The organism is Glycomyces sp. L485, assembly GCF_022548875.1.
GTDB lineage: Bacteria > Actinomycetota > Actinomycetes > Mycobacteriales > Micromonosporaceae > Glycomyces.
Genome location: NZ_JAKZEW010000005.1, coordinates 33,086 through 48,537 on the forward strand (window position 1 = coordinate 33,086; position 15,452 = coordinate 48,537).

At 67.4% G+C, this 15,452-nt stretch carries 13 protein-coding genes; 8 read left to right on the forward strand and 5 right to left on the reverse strand.

What is annotated here, in order from left to right:
• Positions 1-145 precede the first annotated feature (145 nt).
• The 4 genes from L0U85_RS04740 to L0U85_RS04755 all read left to right on the forward strand — a co-directional run bounded on the left by L0U85_RS04740 (position 146) and on the right by L0U85_RS04755 (position 4,832).
• Complete coding sequence (locus tag L0U85_RS04740) at positions 146-541, forward strand: DUF3052 family protein (RefSeq protein ID WP_241376612.1); 396 nt, start codon at positions 146-148, stop codon at positions 539-541.
• Between the two features lie 138 nt (positions 542-679).
• Positions 680-1,138 (forward strand): peroxiredoxin, encoded by a 459-nt coding sequence (locus tag L0U85_RS04745; RefSeq protein ID WP_241376613.1) that lies wholly within the window; start codon positions 680-682, stop codon positions 1,136-1,138.
• A 145-nt stretch (positions 1,139-1,283) separates the two neighbouring features.
• Complete coding sequence (locus L0U85_RS04750) at positions 1,284-2,579, forward strand: hypothetical protein (protein ID WP_241376614.1); 1,296 nt, start codon at positions 1,284-1,286, stop codon at positions 2,577-2,579.
• A 378-nt stretch (positions 2,580-2,957) separates the two neighbouring features.
• Entirely contained in the window at positions 2,958-4,832 is a 1,875-nt protein-coding gene (locus L0U85_RS04755; protein WP_241376615.1) for a pectinesterase family protein, read from the forward strand.
• A gap of 65 nt (positions 4,833-4,897) precedes the next feature.
• On the opposite strand, the gene L0U85_RS04760 is transcribed toward L0U85_RS04755, so the two are convergent.
• A complete protein-coding gene (locus L0U85_RS04760) occupies positions 4,898-5,581 on the reverse strand; it encodes a metalloregulator ArsR/SmtB family transcription factor (protein ID WP_277605386.1) in 684 nt (227 codons plus the stop codon).
• Positions 5,582-5,641: 60 nt separating this feature from the next.
• Here L0U85_RS04760 and L0U85_RS04765 point away from each other — a divergent pair, with 60 nt between their 5' ends.
• Positions 5,642-6,991, forward strand: a complete 1,350-nt coding sequence (locus tag L0U85_RS04765; protein WP_241376617.1) for an MBL fold metallo-hydrolase — start codon at positions 5,642-5,644, stop codon at positions 6,989-6,991.
• A complete protein-coding gene (locus L0U85_RS04770; protein WP_241376618.1) occupies positions 6,988-8,223 on the forward strand; it encodes an MFS transporter in 1,236 nt (411 codons plus the stop codon). Before L0U85_RS04765 ends, L0U85_RS04770 begins: the two co-directional genes overlap by 4 nt.
• Positions 8,224-8,794: 571 nt before the next feature.
• Here the strand turns inward: L0U85_RS04770 and L0U85_RS04775 are convergent.
• On the reverse strand, positions 8,795-10,381 hold the full coding sequence (locus L0U85_RS04775; RefSeq protein ID WP_241376619.1) for an SDR family oxidoreductase: 1,587 nt from the start codon (positions 10,379-10,381) through the stop codon (positions 8,795-8,797).
• A gap of 420 nt (positions 10,382-10,801) precedes the next feature.
• Between L0U85_RS04775 and L0U85_RS04780 the strand changes: the two genes are divergently transcribed.
• Entirely contained in the window at positions 10,802-11,491 is a 690-nt protein-coding gene (locus L0U85_RS04780; RefSeq protein ID WP_241376620.1) for a hypothetical protein, read from the forward strand.
• An 82-nt stretch (positions 11,492-11,573) separates the two neighbouring features.
• Here the strand turns inward: L0U85_RS04780 and L0U85_RS04785 are convergent, their stop codons facing one another.
• A complete protein-coding gene (locus L0U85_RS04785; protein WP_241376621.1) occupies positions 11,574-12,311 on the reverse strand; it encodes a hypothetical protein in 738 nt (245 codons plus the stop codon).
• Between the two features lie 379 nt (positions 12,312-12,690).
• On the reverse strand, positions 12,691-13,788 hold the full coding sequence (locus L0U85_RS04790) for a hypothetical protein (protein WP_241376622.1): 1,098 nt from the start codon (positions 13,786-13,788) through the stop codon (positions 12,691-12,693).
• An 870-nt stretch (positions 13,789-14,658) separates the two neighbouring features.
• On the opposite strand from L0U85_RS04790, the gene L0U85_RS04795 reads away from it, so the two are divergent.
• Positions 14,659-15,018, forward strand: a complete 360-nt coding sequence (locus L0U85_RS04795) for a hypothetical protein (RefSeq protein ID WP_241376623.1) — start codon at positions 14,659-14,661, stop codon at positions 15,016-15,018.
• Positions 15,019-15,175: 157 nt separating this feature from the next.
• Here L0U85_RS04795 and L0U85_RS04800 read toward each other — a convergent pair whose 3' ends face one another.
• Positions 15,176-15,391, reverse strand: a complete 216-nt coding sequence (locus tag L0U85_RS04800; RefSeq protein ID WP_241376624.1) for a hypothetical protein — start codon at positions 15,389-15,391, stop codon at positions 15,176-15,178.
• Positions 15,392-15,452: the final 61 nt, after the last annotated feature.

Consider the following 15,452-nt stretch of genomic DNA (forward strand, 5'->3'; position numbering starts at 1 on the left):
ATCGTTCCCGACGGTGCGGGCGTGTCGCAAGCCGCGCAAGCGACCCATATGCTGCACCTCATATGCTCTACTTCATATGCTGTGAACAAGCTCAGGATCGAAGCACACGAATGGAGGCGACTACGTGAACGCTCCGGGGAGCCCGGTGGACGGAAGCAGCGTGGCGCAGAGGCTCGGGCTCGACGGCGTCGAGGCGGTCATGGAGATCGGCTTCGACACCGACGTCGACGCCACTTTGCGCACCGCAGTGATCGAGGCGGTCGGCGAACTGCACGGGGAGGACTCCGACGAGATCGTCGACGCCGTCCTGCTGTGGTGCCGCGAGGAGGACGGTGACCTGGTGGACCTGCTGCTCGACGCCAGGGACCCGCTCGCGGACGGGGGCACGGTGTGGCTCCTGAGCCCCAAGGCCGGACGGAACGGCCACATCAATCCGGTCACGATCGAGGAGTCGGCGACACTGGCGGGCCTCCAGTCCACCAAGACGCTGAACGCATCCCCCGACTGGGTGGCCTCGCGCATGGTCGTCGCCCGTCGTTAGGTGCGCTGGGGCGCAACGCCGCTGGGCCTCATCCTGACCGGGTCGCCTCGCGGGCGGCCCGGGCCCGACGCTAACGTCGAGCCCGTCAGACCATCGACGGCCCTCCCAGCGAGGGCCGCTGCCTCGTAAGGAGCACCCATGCCGATCGAACCCGGAACCGTCGCGCCCGACTTCTCGCTCAAGGACCAGAACAACCAGGAAGTGACGCTCTCGGACTTCCGCGGTGAGAAGAACGTCCTGCTGGTGTTCTACCCGTTCGCCTTCACCGGGGTGTGCGAGGGCGAGCTGTGCGGGATCCGCGACAACCTCGACGCCTACCAGTCGGACGACGTCCAGGTGCTCAGCGTCTCGATCGACTCCCCGTTCGCCCACAAGGTGTGGGCGCAGCGCGAGGGCTTCGAGTTCCCGCTGCTGAGCGACTTCTGGCCGCACGGCGCGGTGGCGCAGGCCTATGGGGTCTTCAACGAGGAGAAGGGCATGTCCAACCGCGGCACGTTCGTCATCGACAAGACGGGAGTCGTCCGCTTCAGCGAGATGAACATGCCGGGCGAGGCACGCGACCAGGGAGCCTGGAAGAAGGCCCTGGGCGAACTGTAGGAAGCACGGATCGGAGCCGCCGGGGGGACCCGGCGGCTTTTTTCATGCTGGCAAATATTGACAACTCAGAATGCATACGACAAGCTATAGCAATCGGTTTCCATGCAACCGTTTGCAATCACAACCCCTGAAAGGACGCATTCACATGCACGGTCCTGCGAAACGACTCCTCACGACCGCCGCGATAGCCGCGGTGGCCGCCACCGCACTGACGGGGGCGGCCGAGGCCAAGCCCCCGCGATACGAACGCGACCTCGGACGCGAGACCCTCGCCGCGAACGACGGCTGGGCCGCCGCAGAGGGCGGCACCACCGGCGGCTCCGCCGCCACCGACGACAATGTCTTCACAGTGGACACCTGGGCCGACCTCCAGGAGGCGGTCCAGGGCGACCAGCCCAAGATCGTCTACGTCGAAGGCGACATCGACGCCTGGACCGACGCCGAGGGCAACGCCCTCACCTGCGAGGACTTCAATGCTCCCGGTTACACCTGGGAGAGCTACCTCGAAACCTACGACCCCGAGGTCTGGGGCTGGAACGAGCCCTCCGGCCCGGTCGAGGAGGCTCGCGTACGCTCCTACGACGACTTCCGGCAGCACGTGATGCTCCGGCCCGGCTCCAACACCACCATCGTCGGCGTCGATGACGCCTCGGTCACCCACGGCTCCTTCTTCCTCAGCCAGGTCGACAACGTGATCGTCCGCAACCTCGGCGTCCACGACGCCTACGACTGCTTCCCCGCCTGGGAGGGCGACGCCTGGGACGCCGAGTTCGACAACTTCGAACTCAGCGGCGCCACCCACGTGTGGCTCGACCACCTCACCATCACCGACGACGGCGTCGAGGACTATGAGGGGCCCGACATCTGGGGCCAGCGCCTGGAGATCCACGACGGCGCCATCGACATCGTGCGCGGCTCAGACCTCGTCACGGTCTCGTGGAGCCACATCCAGGACCACGACAAGACCATGCTCATCGGCAACACCAACTCCGACCGTTACGACGAGTGGGAGAAGCTGCGAGTCACCATCCACCACAACTGGTTCGAGAACGCCAGCCAGCGCGCCCCGCGCCTGCGCTACGGCCAGAACCACGTCTACAACAACTTCTACACCTACGACGGCGACACGTCCTACCCCTACTACTACTCGATGGGCTCCGGCGTCCACTCGGCGATCTACGCCGAGAACAACGCCTTCCACATGCCCACGATCGCGCCTGAGGACGTGCTGCGCAACTGGGGCGGCGAGGCCATCCACATCGAAGGGTCGCGCTTCAACGGGAAGCGGGTCGACCTGCTCGCCGCCTTCAACGAGGCGTACCCCGACGACGCCTTGGCCTCCGAGGTCGACCGGGGCCCCGAACTGCACGGCAGGGTCCACCCGACCGTGGCCGTCCCCTGGCTGGTGACGGCGAAGGCCGGGGCCGGCAGGATCTGCTGATGCCCTGAGCGAGAAGGTGCGGTCGGAATCCGGCCGCACCTTTCCGCTTCCCGGAGGCAACCGTCCGGCCGCCCCGCGGCCTGTAACCGAACGGATCTCCGTCATGCGCGCCTTGACCGCCGCCTTCGTCCCGGCCTGTGAGGGTGTGGATGGTTCGGCGAGGAGGAGCTCGACTTCTCCGAGCACGAGCACCGGCTGTCCCGGTGACCGGCCGGAGGCCTGCCGTCGCGACATGCATTGTCGAACGACCCGTTCACATCCCGGGGCGGGTGGATGGCCCCGCAATCGAGATCGATGAATTCAAGCGCTTGCATACGTCAATGCAATCGTTTACCGTGAATCGGGTATTCAGCGACACTCTTCGATGAAAGGGTTGACATGGCCCGTCCTCTCACACGCCGCGCACTGCTCGCGGCCGGAACCGCCGCCGCGGGAGCGCCACTCCTCGCCGGGGTGCCCGCTCAAGCGAATCCTTGGGCACACAACGTCTTCGGAAACTACGGTGGCCCCCGCAACCGACTCGACCCCGGCACCGTCTACGTCTCCCAATGCGGCAACGGCGACTACACCCACGTCGCCGCAGCCGCGGAAGCCGCCGCACCCGGCACCACCGTGGTCATCGCCGCCGGCACCTACCGAGAACTCGTGCGCGTCACCTCGTCCCAGACCGGCCTGACCTTCATCGGCGCGACCGACGACCCTCACGACGTCACCATCGTCTACGACCTCGCGGCCGGATCCCCCGACCCGGACGACCCCGAAGGCGGAGCCATCGGCACCAGCGGCTCGACCACCGTGCTGCTCCAAGGCGCCGACTTCACCGCCCACGGCATCACTTTCGCCAACGACTTCCTGCGCGCCGAACACCCCGACGTCAGCGGCACACAAGCGCTTGCGGTGAAAGCGCAGGGCGACCGCTCGTCGTTCTACCGCTGCCGATTCCTCGGGCACCAGGACACGCTCTGCGCAGACAGCTCCGACATGCTGGTTCCAGCCCGCCAGTACTACCGGCGCTGCCACATCGAAGGCGACGTCGACTTCATCTTCGGGCGCGCCACGGCGGTGTTCGACCGCTGTGAGATCGAATGCCTGGAACGGGACGTCGACTTCACACCCAAGGGCATGCCGTTCGCGCCGTCGACCTCGGCCGAGTTCGAGCACGGCTACCTCGCCGTGAACTGCCGCATCACTTCCAGCGCAGGCGACGGAGAGTACAAGATCTCACGGCCGTGGGTCCCCAGCTCCAACCCGAGCGCTTGGCCGGCGCTCACCGTGCGCGACACGTGGATCGGCCCCGGCATCGACGCCGTCGAACCGTACGTCAACATGCGCGACCAGTACCCCTGGCAGGAACAGCGGTACTTCGAGTACGACAACATCGGTCCAGGCGCTGAGATCGTCGACCCGGCCGCGCGCCCGCCCCAGCTCACCGAGCAACAGGCCGAGAGCCACACCGCCGCGTCCTACCTCGGCGACTGGACCCCGTACGACGAGCCCGACATCGACGCCCCGAAACGGCGCAGCCACACCGTCTTCGTCACCGGTGACTCCACGGCCTCCACCTATGAGGCGGCCCGCGAGCCGCGGACGGGCTGGGGCCAGGCGCTCCCGGTGTTCTGCAGCCACCGGGTCGAAGTCGGCAACCGGGCCTGGTCGGGTGCGAGCTCCAAGAGTTTCGCCGACAACGGCGTGCTCGACGACCTCGCCGCCGAGCTGGAGCCCGGAGACTGGCTGCTGATCTCCTTCGGCCACAACGACCAGAAGACGGCCGACCCGGCAAGGGGGACGGACCCGTACACGACCTATCAGAAGTACCTCCGGACCTACCTCGAAGTCGCCCGCCTCCGCAGAGCCCATCCGGTACTGGTCACTTCGGTGGAGCGCAGGAGATTCCGTGACGGCCACGCCTACGAGAGCCTGGGGGACTACCCCGAGGCGATGCGGGCGCTGGCCGAGGAGGAAGGCGTCCCGCTGATCGACCTCCAGGCGATGAGCGTGGCCCTGTGGGACGAGCTGGGCGAGGAGGCGACGAAGGACCACTTCCTCTGGGTCGACCCCGGCCACCCGAACTATCCGGACGGTCGGCAGGACAACACCCACTTCCAGGCCAGGGGCGCGATAGAAGTGGCCCGCCTGATCGCCGAGGACGCCGACAGCCGATACCTCTTCCCACGAGGCACCTGGGTCGATCTCGGACGAGAGGTGGACCCCTCCGAGATCGAATGGCCGCAGGCCATAACCGCACCCGCCTGAACTCGACCGAAGGGACGGCGGCAGGGGCCGGACAAGTCCGGCCCCTGCCGCGGCCGCGGTTTCCGTCAGGCTGTCTCGACGGGGAGGTCGGCGAGGCGCCATTCGAGGAGGCCGCCTTCGAGGCGGGCGGCGTTGCGGCCGGAGCGGGCGAGCAGTTCGACGGCGTCGTGGGCGAAGACGCAGTACGTGCCGCGGCAGTAGGCGACGACCCGGGCGTCAGCGGGGATCTCGGTGAGTCGGTCTGCCAGTTCGTCCATCGGGATGCCGATGGCACCGGGCAGGTGCCCGGCGGCGTATTCCTCGGCGGGACGCACATCCAGGACGGTGTACTCGCCACGTTCGATCCCGGCCAGCAGCGCTTCGCGGGAGACCTGCGCCGGCTGGTCGCCGAGGTAGTCGGCAGCGGCGCGCTCGACTTCGGCCAGGTGGGTCGAGGCGGTGTCGCGGGCGAGCCGGTAGAGCGCCGCCACATCGTCGTCGGCCAAGGAGTAATGGATCTTCTGGCCCTCGCGGCGGGTGGTGAGGAGTCCGGCGGCCTTGAGGGTCTGGAGATGGGCCGAGACGGTGGTCAGGCCCATGCCGGACGCAGTGGCGAGGCTCTCGACCGACCGTTCGGATTGAGCGAGCAGGTCGAGCAGTTCGAGGCGCTTGCCGTTGCCCAGCGCCTTGCCGACACGTGCGAGCTGGTCGAACAGCGCCGCTTTCTTCTCGGAGTCCGCCACGGGGTAACCTCTCGACTTGTATTCCATAATTCTTTGGAATAGTGTATCACTGTGGTGGGGGACCTACTCCCGTGAAGGAGGGCTCTGATGAGCGAGGTCGGCTTGACGACGCTGGTCGACGAGGGGCTGGGCAACGCGAGCTACCTGCTCGACCTGGGCGACGGTGGAGCACTGGTGCTCGACCCATCCCGCGACCTGCGAAGCGTCCGGGCCGCTGCCGAACGGCAGGGGCTGCGACCGCGGTTCGTGGCCGAGACACATCTGCATGCCGATTTCGTCTCCGGGGCGCTGCAACTGCGCTCGCATGAACCGGTGGAGATACTCGCATCGGCCGCCGGGGACCGCACGTTCGCTCACCGGGCCCTGGCCGACGGGGACGAGGTAGATCTGGGCGGTCTGACGCTGCGGGCGCTCGGCACCCCGGGGCACACCGACGAGCACCTGTCCTACCTGCTGCTCGACGGGGCGAAGCCACTCGGGGTGTTCACCGGCGGGTCGCTCATCGTCGGGGCGGCGGCGCGCACCGACCTGGTCGACCCGGCCCGGACCGAGGAGCTTGCCCGGGCCCAGTACCGGTCGATCCAGCGGCTGCTGGAGCTGCCCGACACGGTCGCGGTATGGCCGACGCACGGCGCGGGCTCCTTCTGCTCGGCGCCGCCCGGCGCGGAGAGGACGTCCACCATCGGTGCCGAGAAAATTGGGAACCGGTTGCTGGAAGCCAGGAGCGAAGGCGCGTTCGCCGCTCGCCTGATCTCGGGACTGGGCACCTTTCCGACGTACTTCGACCGGCTCGGAGAGGTCAACCGGGCCGGCCCGGCCGTGGTCGACGAGCCGCCCGCCCTGCCGCCCTTGAGAACCGACCTGGTGCGCCGCCTGCTCGACGCTGGCGCGGTCGTCGTCGACGTCCGCCCGGTCGCCGTCTTCGGCGCATCCCACATCCCTGGCGCGGTGTCGATCCCGCTGCGCGAACAGTTCGCGACCTGGCTCGGCTGGATCGTCGAATCGGACTCGGTCGTGGTCATCGTCCGCGACCAGGACCAAGACCTCGCGGAGATCGCCTGGCAGGCTGTGAAGATCGGCTACGACCTCGCCGGAGAACTCGATGGCGGCATGGCCTCCTGGGACGGCCCGACCACTGCGATCCCGGTGCTGGATGCAGCCGCGGCCGCCAAGTCGGGATCGTCCATCGTGCTCGACGTCCGCCAGGACTCCGAGTACGCGACCGGGCACCTGCCCGGTGCGGTCGGGATCGAACTCGGTGCCCTCTCCTCCGCGGACCTGCCGCCGGGGCCACTCTTGTCGATGTGCGGACACGGCGAACGGGCCATGACCGGCGCCAGCATCGCCGCCCGGCGCGGCTCCCGGGTCGCAGTCCTGGCCGACAGCCCTTCCGCGCTCGCCCGTGCCACGGGAACTCGACTGGTGGAAGGCCGATGAGCGTCAAGGCCCTACCGGTCCGGCTCGGTTTGGTCGCCAACCTAGGGCAGTTCAGCCTGCTCGTCGTCGTCAACGCGCTCGTCGGCGGGCTGCTGGGGCAAGAGCGGATCCTCACCGTGTTCGGCGAGGACGTCTTCGGCATCACCAGCTACACGACCGCGCTGGTCTTCATCGCGGTGTTCGGCGCGACCAAGGCCGCGACGAACTTCTTCGCGGGCGGCCTGTGCGACCGGTACGGGCGCAAACCGGTGCTCATCGCCGGATGGCTGGTCGCCATCCCGGTGCCGCTCATGCTCATGTTCGCCCCCGACTGGACCTGGGTGATCGCCGCCAATGTCCTCCTCGGCGTCAATCAGGGCCTGACCTGGTCGACCACGGTGATCATGAAGATCGACCTGGCCGGACCCGCGAGGCGCGGAATGGCCATGGGACTCAACGAGGCCGCCGGTTACGTCGCAGTCGCCGCAACCTCCATGGCGACCGGGTGGCTCGCGGCCGAGTACGGGTGGCAGCCCGGCGCGTTCGTCCTCGGTGCGGCCTACGTCGCCGTCGCGTTGGGCCTTTCGGTATTCGCCGTCCGTGAGACGACCGGCCACGTCCACCTCGAAGCCAAGGGGCACACCGGCGGCGAGGACGGCCTGTCGACACGGCAGGTCTTCGCGCGCACCAGCCTGACCGACCCGACCCTGTCGGCTGTCAGCCAGGCCGGACTGGTCAACAACCTCAACGACGGGCTCGCCTGGGGCCTGCTGCCCGTCCTGCTCGCCGCCGACGGCGTCAGCCTCGCCGACATCGGACTCATCGCCGCCGTCTACCCCGCCGTCTGGGGCTTCGGGCAACTCGCGACCGGACCAGCCTCCGATCGCCTTGGCCGCAAGCAGTTCATCGTATGGGGCATGCTCGTCCAAGCCACCGGTCTCGCCTTGTTCGCCGCAGCGAGCGGCTTCGCGGTCTGGATCGCAGCGGCGGTCCTTCTCGGGATCGGGACTGCGATGGTCTACCCGACACTCTTGGCCGCCATCGGCGACACCGTCCACCCCACCTGGCGCGCCCGCGCAGTCGGCGTCTACCGGCTGTGGCGCGATGCCGGATTCGCCGCCGGCGCCCTCATGGCAGGCCTGCTCGCCGATGTCTACGGCCTCGAAACCGCCTTCTGGGCCATCGCGCTGCTCACCGTGGCCTCCGGCCTCTTCGCCGCCCGCCGCATGCGCGAGACACTGCCTGGCCACTGACCACAAGAGGCAGTCCCCAGCCCGAGCCTGGCGGGCTCGGGCGATCCGGCCCGCGCGCGACACATATCGATCCCGATACATGATGCCCGAAGCGGTCCGCGCCGGCGTCTCCAACGGCAGCTTGCGAAGCAAGATGGAATGCGTCTCCGCAGTGTGGATCGACTGCCGATCGGACGGTCCAGTTCCAAGCACGCAGGCTAGTCGCAGCCCCCACCGCCCCCGGAATCGCTCGGACCGCAGTCACCGCTGCTACCGCTGTCCGACGAACTGCTCCAGCTGCCTCCAGAACCGTCCGAGTACACCGAAGAACGTGAACCGCGCGACGACCCGCCGCGGACGAGAGCGACGATCATCAAGATGACCAACGCGCCGATGATGAGTGTGAAGACAAGACCCATGGGCAGGCTCCTTCGAGTGGGCGGACTTCAACCATATGGGATCCCGACCACCCTTGGCGGCGCGAAAATCGGCATGGGAGCCGGGGCCGTCGCCGTCAGGACCTTCTCGCTGCTGCGCGCCTGGAACAGGCACTGGTGGAAGGGGAATCGAGTTCCGCGAAGGCTTCGTCCGTCTATTGTTCCCCTGACCGGTGCCGGGATGCAGGGCCCAGGGCGCCTCCGTCTTCACCTTCGGCTATGGCGACGATCCGGCGGGCCATACCCGAGAAGACAAGGCCGTGGAACGGCAGCACCGCAAGCCAATAGAGTCTCCCGGAGAGGCCGCGCGGGAAGAAGATCGCTCTCTGGCGGTACCGTGTCCGCGTATTCGTCTCGCACGACAGGTCCAACCAGGCAAGGCCGGGAAGTCGCATCTCGGCCCGCAGTCGCAGCAACCGACCCGGCTCGCACACCTCCACCCGCCAGAAATCGATCACGTCGCCGACCCGCAGACTCGATCGGCTCCGGCGCCCTCGCTTGAGTCCCACCCCGCCGAACATGCGATCGCCCCACCCCCGAAGCGCCCACAGCAGCGGCGTCGAATACCAACCGTTCTCACCGCCGATACCCGTGATCACTCGCCACAGGGCCTCCGGGCTCGCGGTCGTTTCGATCGCGCGCTCGTCGGTGTAGACCACCCGCCCGGCCCATTCGGGGTCGCTCGGCAGCGCGTCGCTCGGTGCCTGCGCCACCGCGGCGTCGACCCAGCTCGTCTCGACCTGATCGACCTCGATCCGGCCGAGTGCGAGCCGTAGCGCTTCGTCATACGGGATGAGGCCGCCGGGCGGCGTTGCGATGAAATCATCGACGCGGTGATCGTGCATCACGCAGTCGTGCTGGAGCGACTCGACGAGCGGCCGCGCGAGGTTGCTCGGCACCGGCGTCACGAGCCCGACCCAGTGCGACGCGAGGCGAGGCGTGAGCACCGGCAGCGCCCAAATCCGGCGGCGTGGAAGCCCCGCAAGCCGCGCATAGCCGTTCATCATCTCGTCATATCGCAGCACATCAGGCCCGCCGATGTCGAAGACGCCGCTCACGTCGTCTCCGAGCTCAAGCGCGTACAGCAGGTAATGCAGCACATCGCGGATCGCGATGGGCTGGATGTGGTTGCGAACCCAGCGCGGAGCGGTCATCACCGGCAGCACCTCGGTCAGGTGTCGAATCATCTCGAACGACGCCGACCCCGACCCTATGACGACACCCGCCTGAAATACCAGCACAGGCACCCCGGACCGTTCGAGAATCTCACCCACCTCACGCCGCGACGCCAAGTGAGCGGAAAGCGGTCCCGAGCGCGGCGAGAGGCCTCCGAGGTACACCAGGCGACGCACGCCCGCGGCCGCTGCGGCGCCTGCGACATTGCGTGCGATCACGCGATCGAGACGCTGAAAATCACGGCGGTCGGTCATCGAGTGGACCAGGTGATACACGTACCGGACGCCATCCATTGCCCGACGCACCGCGTCCGCGTCAGCGGCATCGCCCGTCACCGCCTCGACGACATCGGACACCGCGAAGTCGCGCGCCCGCTCCGGCCTCCTGGTGAGCACGCGTACCCGGTATCCGGCGTTCAGGAGGCGCGGCAGCAGGCGCCCGCCGACATACCCGGTGGCTCCGAGCAACAGAACGAGCGGGGCGGTCTCCCCCTCATGCACCGGCGACCAGCGATACAGCGGCTCAGCACCGCTCGGGGCCGTCACGGCCGATGGCGACTCGCTCATCCTTGTCCTCCATCGTCGGCTTGCTGCGCCGGCAGAGCTCTCGTGTCGTTCCTGCTATAGAAAGAGCCTCGCACGCAAGTGGGGCACAAGTTCTTGAAACATCCGAAGTCGGCGGCGCACCGCCGGGGCGACGCCCCGCCGTATACGAACTGCTTTGACGACACCAGCAGGGGCAACTACGGCGGGTACTGCACCTGGCGCAACTATTCGATGGCCGAAGACGCTGCGGTGAGGATCCATCTGTGGCTCTCCAAGAGCGGCACCACGTGCTGCAGTGTGTGCGAAGCAAGACCGCCTACGCGTGATCGCAGTAGACGCCAGTCCCCGGCGTGGTTCCCGTCTGCTTGGTCCAAGCGGGGACGACGCCGGGGCGGGACGCGTAGGTCGCGATCCGAAGCATTATGGGGTTGAATCGGTCCCATGAGCGTTCACTCCTTCCATCTCGCACAGATGCCGCTTCACAGAGCTGTCGGCGTGTTCTTGCGTCCCCCTTCGGCATCGGGGCTGCACCACATCGAAGTCCTCGCTGAGATGGAACTGGGCGCACCTGTGGTGTCCTCGCGTCGGATGCGGCTGCGACACCTCGCCGTGTTCGCCGAGTGGGCCGACGAGACGGCGCTTGAGGATTTCCTCACCCGGCGGCCGTTCGGGCGAGCGCTAGGGGCCGGATGGCATGTGCGGCTGGAGTTCATGCGCCGCTGGGGCACGATCCGGGAACTGTCACACCTGCCTCCCGAAGTCGGCCGTACCGATCCGGGAGAACCCGTAGTCGCGGTGACCCTCGCCCGAACGCGACTGCCGGAACTGCCGCGTTTCATCCGCTGGGGCAGGCCTGTCGAACGCCAGGTCCGAGACCACCCTGAAGTGACACTCGCGCTCGCCGCGATGCGGCCAGTCCGAACGGTCTCGACGTTCTCGGTCTGGACCAGCGCCCGTGCGATGACAGGCATGGTGTTCGGACGCGACGATGGCGACGCCGCCCATCGCCACAGCGCGGCGATGGTGGAGCGAGACCGACGGGACTTCCATCACGAGTTCACCACGCTGCGTTTCCGTCCGCTTTCCGAACACGGCTCGTGGAGAGGAAGGTCGAACTTCATCCCGGCCTGAGCGGATGAGGTCCCCGTCGCGTCCGGGGAGGGCTCCCCGGAGTCCTTGAAATCGACAGGCGAAGGGGTTGAGTACCGACCGGTTATAGGCCCGGTGCGCCGAACGCGGCCCGCCGCCTGGCTCCGCGGCGCAACCGGAAGCGCAGGTAGATCACCCGGAGCACCGTGCCGACCACGAACGCCGCCGCGGCGATGGCGCCGAACAGCGCGAGCGGCGCGCCGATCGGCGCGCCCGTGCGGAGCGCAGTCCGACCCTCGGGGTCGTAGGTGATCACGACCGACTCGCCCACGTCGAAGCGGCTGTGCGGCTTTGTCCGCATGTTGCGCTCCCCGGCGGTCGGGCACTCCAATGTGTGTTCGTACCTGGGTTCCCGTTCGCCGCCCTGGCGGATGTAGGTCTTCTCCTGCGAGGTGACCGTGCACGACTCGGTGACACCGCGCTCGGCCAGCACCTGCTCGCTGACACCTATGAAGACCAGGATCGGCGTGGCGAACAGCATCAGGTGGACGAAGATCGCCACCGCGATGAGCGGCGTAGGGCCCTCCCGGATCACGAAATACCAGACCTGAGCGAGGAACGGCAGGACCGCCCCCGCAAGCAGCGCCACCGGAACCGGCGTCCAGAACGCGTCGGCGACGAACATCGAATACCAGGCGGCGGCACCGGTGAAAGCGCTGGCGGCCAGAGCCAGGACCACACCGACTATGATGTCGCGTCCCAGCTTGATCCGATCCTCGAAGGCGTGCTCGGAGTTTTTTCGGGGCGGGGGCATCGGGTGGCCTGCCTGCGAGTACCGGGGGCCGTAGGGCTGATCAGTCACGGGGCATTTCCTTCGGTGCTGGGGCGGGCACGGTACATACTAGCGCCCCAAGGCCACTGGTCAGTCCTGCGACGCAGCCTCATCAGAGGATCGGGGCCTCCGGGGCGCCGTCGATCGGTCGGCGCAGTCCGATGATCCGGGGCTGCGTCCGCCGTCAGCGAAGGGCGGTGTGCTGGCCGGCATGGCGATGTCGGATCCGCGGCCGCCCGCCGCCTCGCCGAGGATCTCGGCCTGGGCGCTCCAGGCGAGCCTCCTGGTCCGTCACGCCCCCGCGGAGGTCGCCGACGCCTTCTGCGCCACGCGCCTCGGACCCGACCGGGGCCTGAACTACGGATCGGTGCCCGCCGCGGCGGGCTGCAACGGTGAGGTCTGGAGGCGGTCAGGGCTGCGGTTGGAACCGCAAACCGCCCAGGACCCAGGGAATGTGCTCCCTGCTCGATGTGATCAGGACCTCCTTCTCACCGTCCCTGCATTCCACGAACAGCGGGTCCCGGAGCGAACCGCTGCGGCAGTCCCTCTTTGGCGCGGGGTGGAGGCGAATGAAAGTCAGGGGCGGGAACGGCAGACTCCGACCGGCCACACCTCGGGGATCGGGGGCGGCCGCCAGACCGGCCGGGCCGATGATCAGGTAGTTGTCGCCCACCCGGCTGTAGGGGACCTCTCCCATGACCCGTGCGGGTACGACCGTCTCGGAAGTCGCGGGGCTCACCCAGGTTTCCGACAGCAGGCGTGCGGACCTGCGCTCGGCCTTGCGGTGTTGGCCCCGCCAGAGCAGGATGCCTACTAGCACGGTGCCGACAGTGGTGCAGGCCAAGGCTATGAGCGATCCTGCCAGGTCGGGTGGGGCGGCCACCGGGATCAGGGCGATGACCCCATAGACGACGGCCGTCACCGACGGCACCGTCGCAGTCCAGCTTCCTGTGGATTCGATGCTGCGGCCGGAGCGTTTCAGACGCCATTCGAAGCAGGCCATCCACAGCAGGCTGAAGCCGAATGCCAGCAGTCCGACCGCCCCCATCATCGGCCCCTTGTAGGAGCCGACCGGATAGCCTTTGACCCGCACCAGTTCGCCGTCCTCGGTGACGATCTCCCGGATCTGGTGGCGCCAGGAGGTCACGGTGACCTGATCGCCCAGGTCGAATTCGTCGATGTCGGATTGACCACTTGCGAGCCGTACGCGGTACCGATCGCCGTCGACGTCGACCGTCACGAAGTGACGCTTGTTATCGCCGTCCCCGGTCACCTCCTTGTCGATGACGGTGGTATCCCAGCGTTCGCGGCATTCGCCGGCCTCACTGGGCGCGGTGACCGAATCGGGACACGACGAAGCAGCAAGGTATGCGCGCTCGTCGGCCAGCGCCGAAGGCAGCGCCACGGGAAGGATGCCCGCTCCGAGCACCGCCAGGGGGATTCCCAGCAACAGGAGGGCAAGGGGATTGGTGAGTCGGCCCTGCCTGCGGCGGTGGAGCATCGGCATGGGCGGGGTTCTCCTTTTCGATGGGTGGACTCTGCCAGCGAAACATGCGGAACGATCGACCGATGTTTTCTGGCCTAGCCTGTTGGGATGCTTGCTGATCGAGTGTCGGGAGCTTGACGGGTTCGTTCCCTGAGACGGTGGAGGGGATTGGTCTCGGAGGCGAACCGCAAGCGCTTCGGCGGCGGCCCGACCGGCGGCGAGAAACCGTGATGCCGGCCAAGTCCAAGCTTACGGCCGCCTCATCAAGGACCAGCTGACGGAGCCGCTCTGCCTCGGACTTGGAGGACGCAGCAGAAGGGCCCTCGGGGCGGATGCGGAGATGAGCTGTTGAGCGGATAGTCGTCTTGGCTGACGGTGGGAGTCGGCGTTCCAGGTCGCCGGGATAGGCTTCTCACCGGTTTGGTTCCGCTCCTTCCGCCTTAACGGCGGGCTTTTCGGTCTCCTATTCTAACTCAAAACCCCAGGTTAAGGAGCTACTGGCACGCCTGCGGCGGCGGTCGACGCCTGAGACTGGCATGAACCAGTACCTCACCCGAAGAAGCCGGTGGTCTTGCGGTGTGAGCGGAGGAGTCCGGCTACTCGGCCCAGGACCGAGGTGGACAGTGGCAGGGCAGAACAGCACGTGAGCTCCTGGTGGAGAACACGGTCGGTAGCAATCGCCTAGGACCTTCTATGCCCCCCTCGCCCCGTATACCGGCTGAACACGTTGTGCCCTAATGAGAGCCGGCCATGGTCTGACAAGCTCATTGCAATATGCCGGACGGCTGCCGATATCAGTTCTGTGATCGCCTGGCAGGCAAGGTATTGCTGGGGTGTGAACTGGGGGATAGGATCAGATCGCAGGCGCTCCCCACGAGGAAGGTCCCGACAATGGCTTCACATGAGGATTTCCCGAACGAGGACACCGCTCCCGAACCGGTGCAGTCGCTGAGCGATGAGCCCGGTGACGAGGGCGCACAGGTCGACCGGACGCTCGACGGCCTCGTCGAACAGGGACAGGACCTGCTTCAGGCTGTCAAGCCCCGCCAGGTCATCGTCGCCGCAGTCGCTGTGGGGGCGGTCGCCGCCGCTGCCATCGGCGCTAAGATCGCCTACGATCGCCGGAAGTCCGAGAAGGTCTACACAACGGCGGTCCACCAACTGGAAGACGCCAGGGACGCGCTGGTCGCGGCAGCTTCAGAGCTGCCAGAACGCAGCCGGGCGGTGCTGCACCGTGTAACACATCGGTAGGCACGTCCTCGGCCCATGCGACCACCTGCGCGTTGACGATTTCGCCACGCTCGACATCGTTCGAGCATTCCCAACATCGCCCTCCACGTGACGGAGCGACGTTTCAACACTTTCAACGAATCAGGTAATCATCTCTTCAACTTCACCACACACCGCTCTACAGGGTCAGATCCTGTGGAGACGAGCCGCGGACGGCCTCTACGCCGCCACACTGGACGAGGAGTTCGCCGGTTTCGTGTCCGTGGCCGATGACAGCTACACGCTGCACGGTTGCCACTCGCAGGTTCTCGGAGTCTACGAATCGCTTGAGGACGCGTCCGTCGTCCTGGAGTTCGCGTCGAGCGCGCCCGGTGCGCGCTTCGCCGGTTCCCACGCCTGATCCAAGACCATCGCGTCGGCACCGCCGACGTGCTCAAGGACCGCCCGGCGGTCCA

Excerpts from the sequence above, each read along its gene's own strand:
- L0U85_RS04745 (WP_241376613.1), top strand. The coding sequence starts at position 680 with ATGCCGATCGAACCCGGAACCGTCGCGCCCGACTTCTCGCTCAAGGAC.
- L0U85_RS04750 (WP_241376614.1), top strand. The coding sequence starts at position 1,284 with ATGCACGGTCCTGCGAAACGACTCCTCACGACCGCCGCGATAGCCGCG.
- L0U85_RS04755 (WP_241376615.1), top strand. The coding sequence starts at position 2,958 with ATGGCCCGTCCTCTCACACGCCGCGCACTGCTCGCGGCCGGAACCGCC.
- L0U85_RS04760 (WP_277605386.1), bottom strand. The coding sequence starts at position 5,581 with ATGGAATACAAGTCGAGAGGTTACCCCGTGGCGGACTCCGAGAAGAAA.
- L0U85_RS04765 (WP_241376617.1), top strand. The coding sequence starts at position 5,642 with ATGAGCGAGGTCGGCTTGACGACGCTGGTCGACGAGGGGCTGGGCAAC.
- L0U85_RS04770 (WP_241376618.1), top strand. The coding sequence starts at position 6,988 with ATGAGCGTCAAGGCCCTACCGGTCCGGCTCGGTTTGGTCGCCAACCTA.
- L0U85_RS04775 (WP_241376619.1), bottom strand. The coding sequence starts at position 10,381 with ATGAGCGAGTCGCCATCGGCCGTGACGGCCCCGAGCGGTGCTGAGCCG.
- L0U85_RS04780 (WP_241376620.1), top strand. The coding sequence starts at position 10,802 with ATGAGCGTTCACTCCTTCCATCTCGCACAGATGCCGCTTCACAGAGCT.
- L0U85_RS04790 (WP_241376622.1), bottom strand. The coding sequence starts at position 13,788 with ATGCCGATGCTCCACCGCCGCAGGCAGGGCCGACTCACCAATCCCCTT.
- L0U85_RS04795 (WP_241376623.1), top strand. The coding sequence starts at position 14,659 with ATGGCTTCACATGAGGATTTCCCGAACGAGGACACCGCTCCCGAACCG.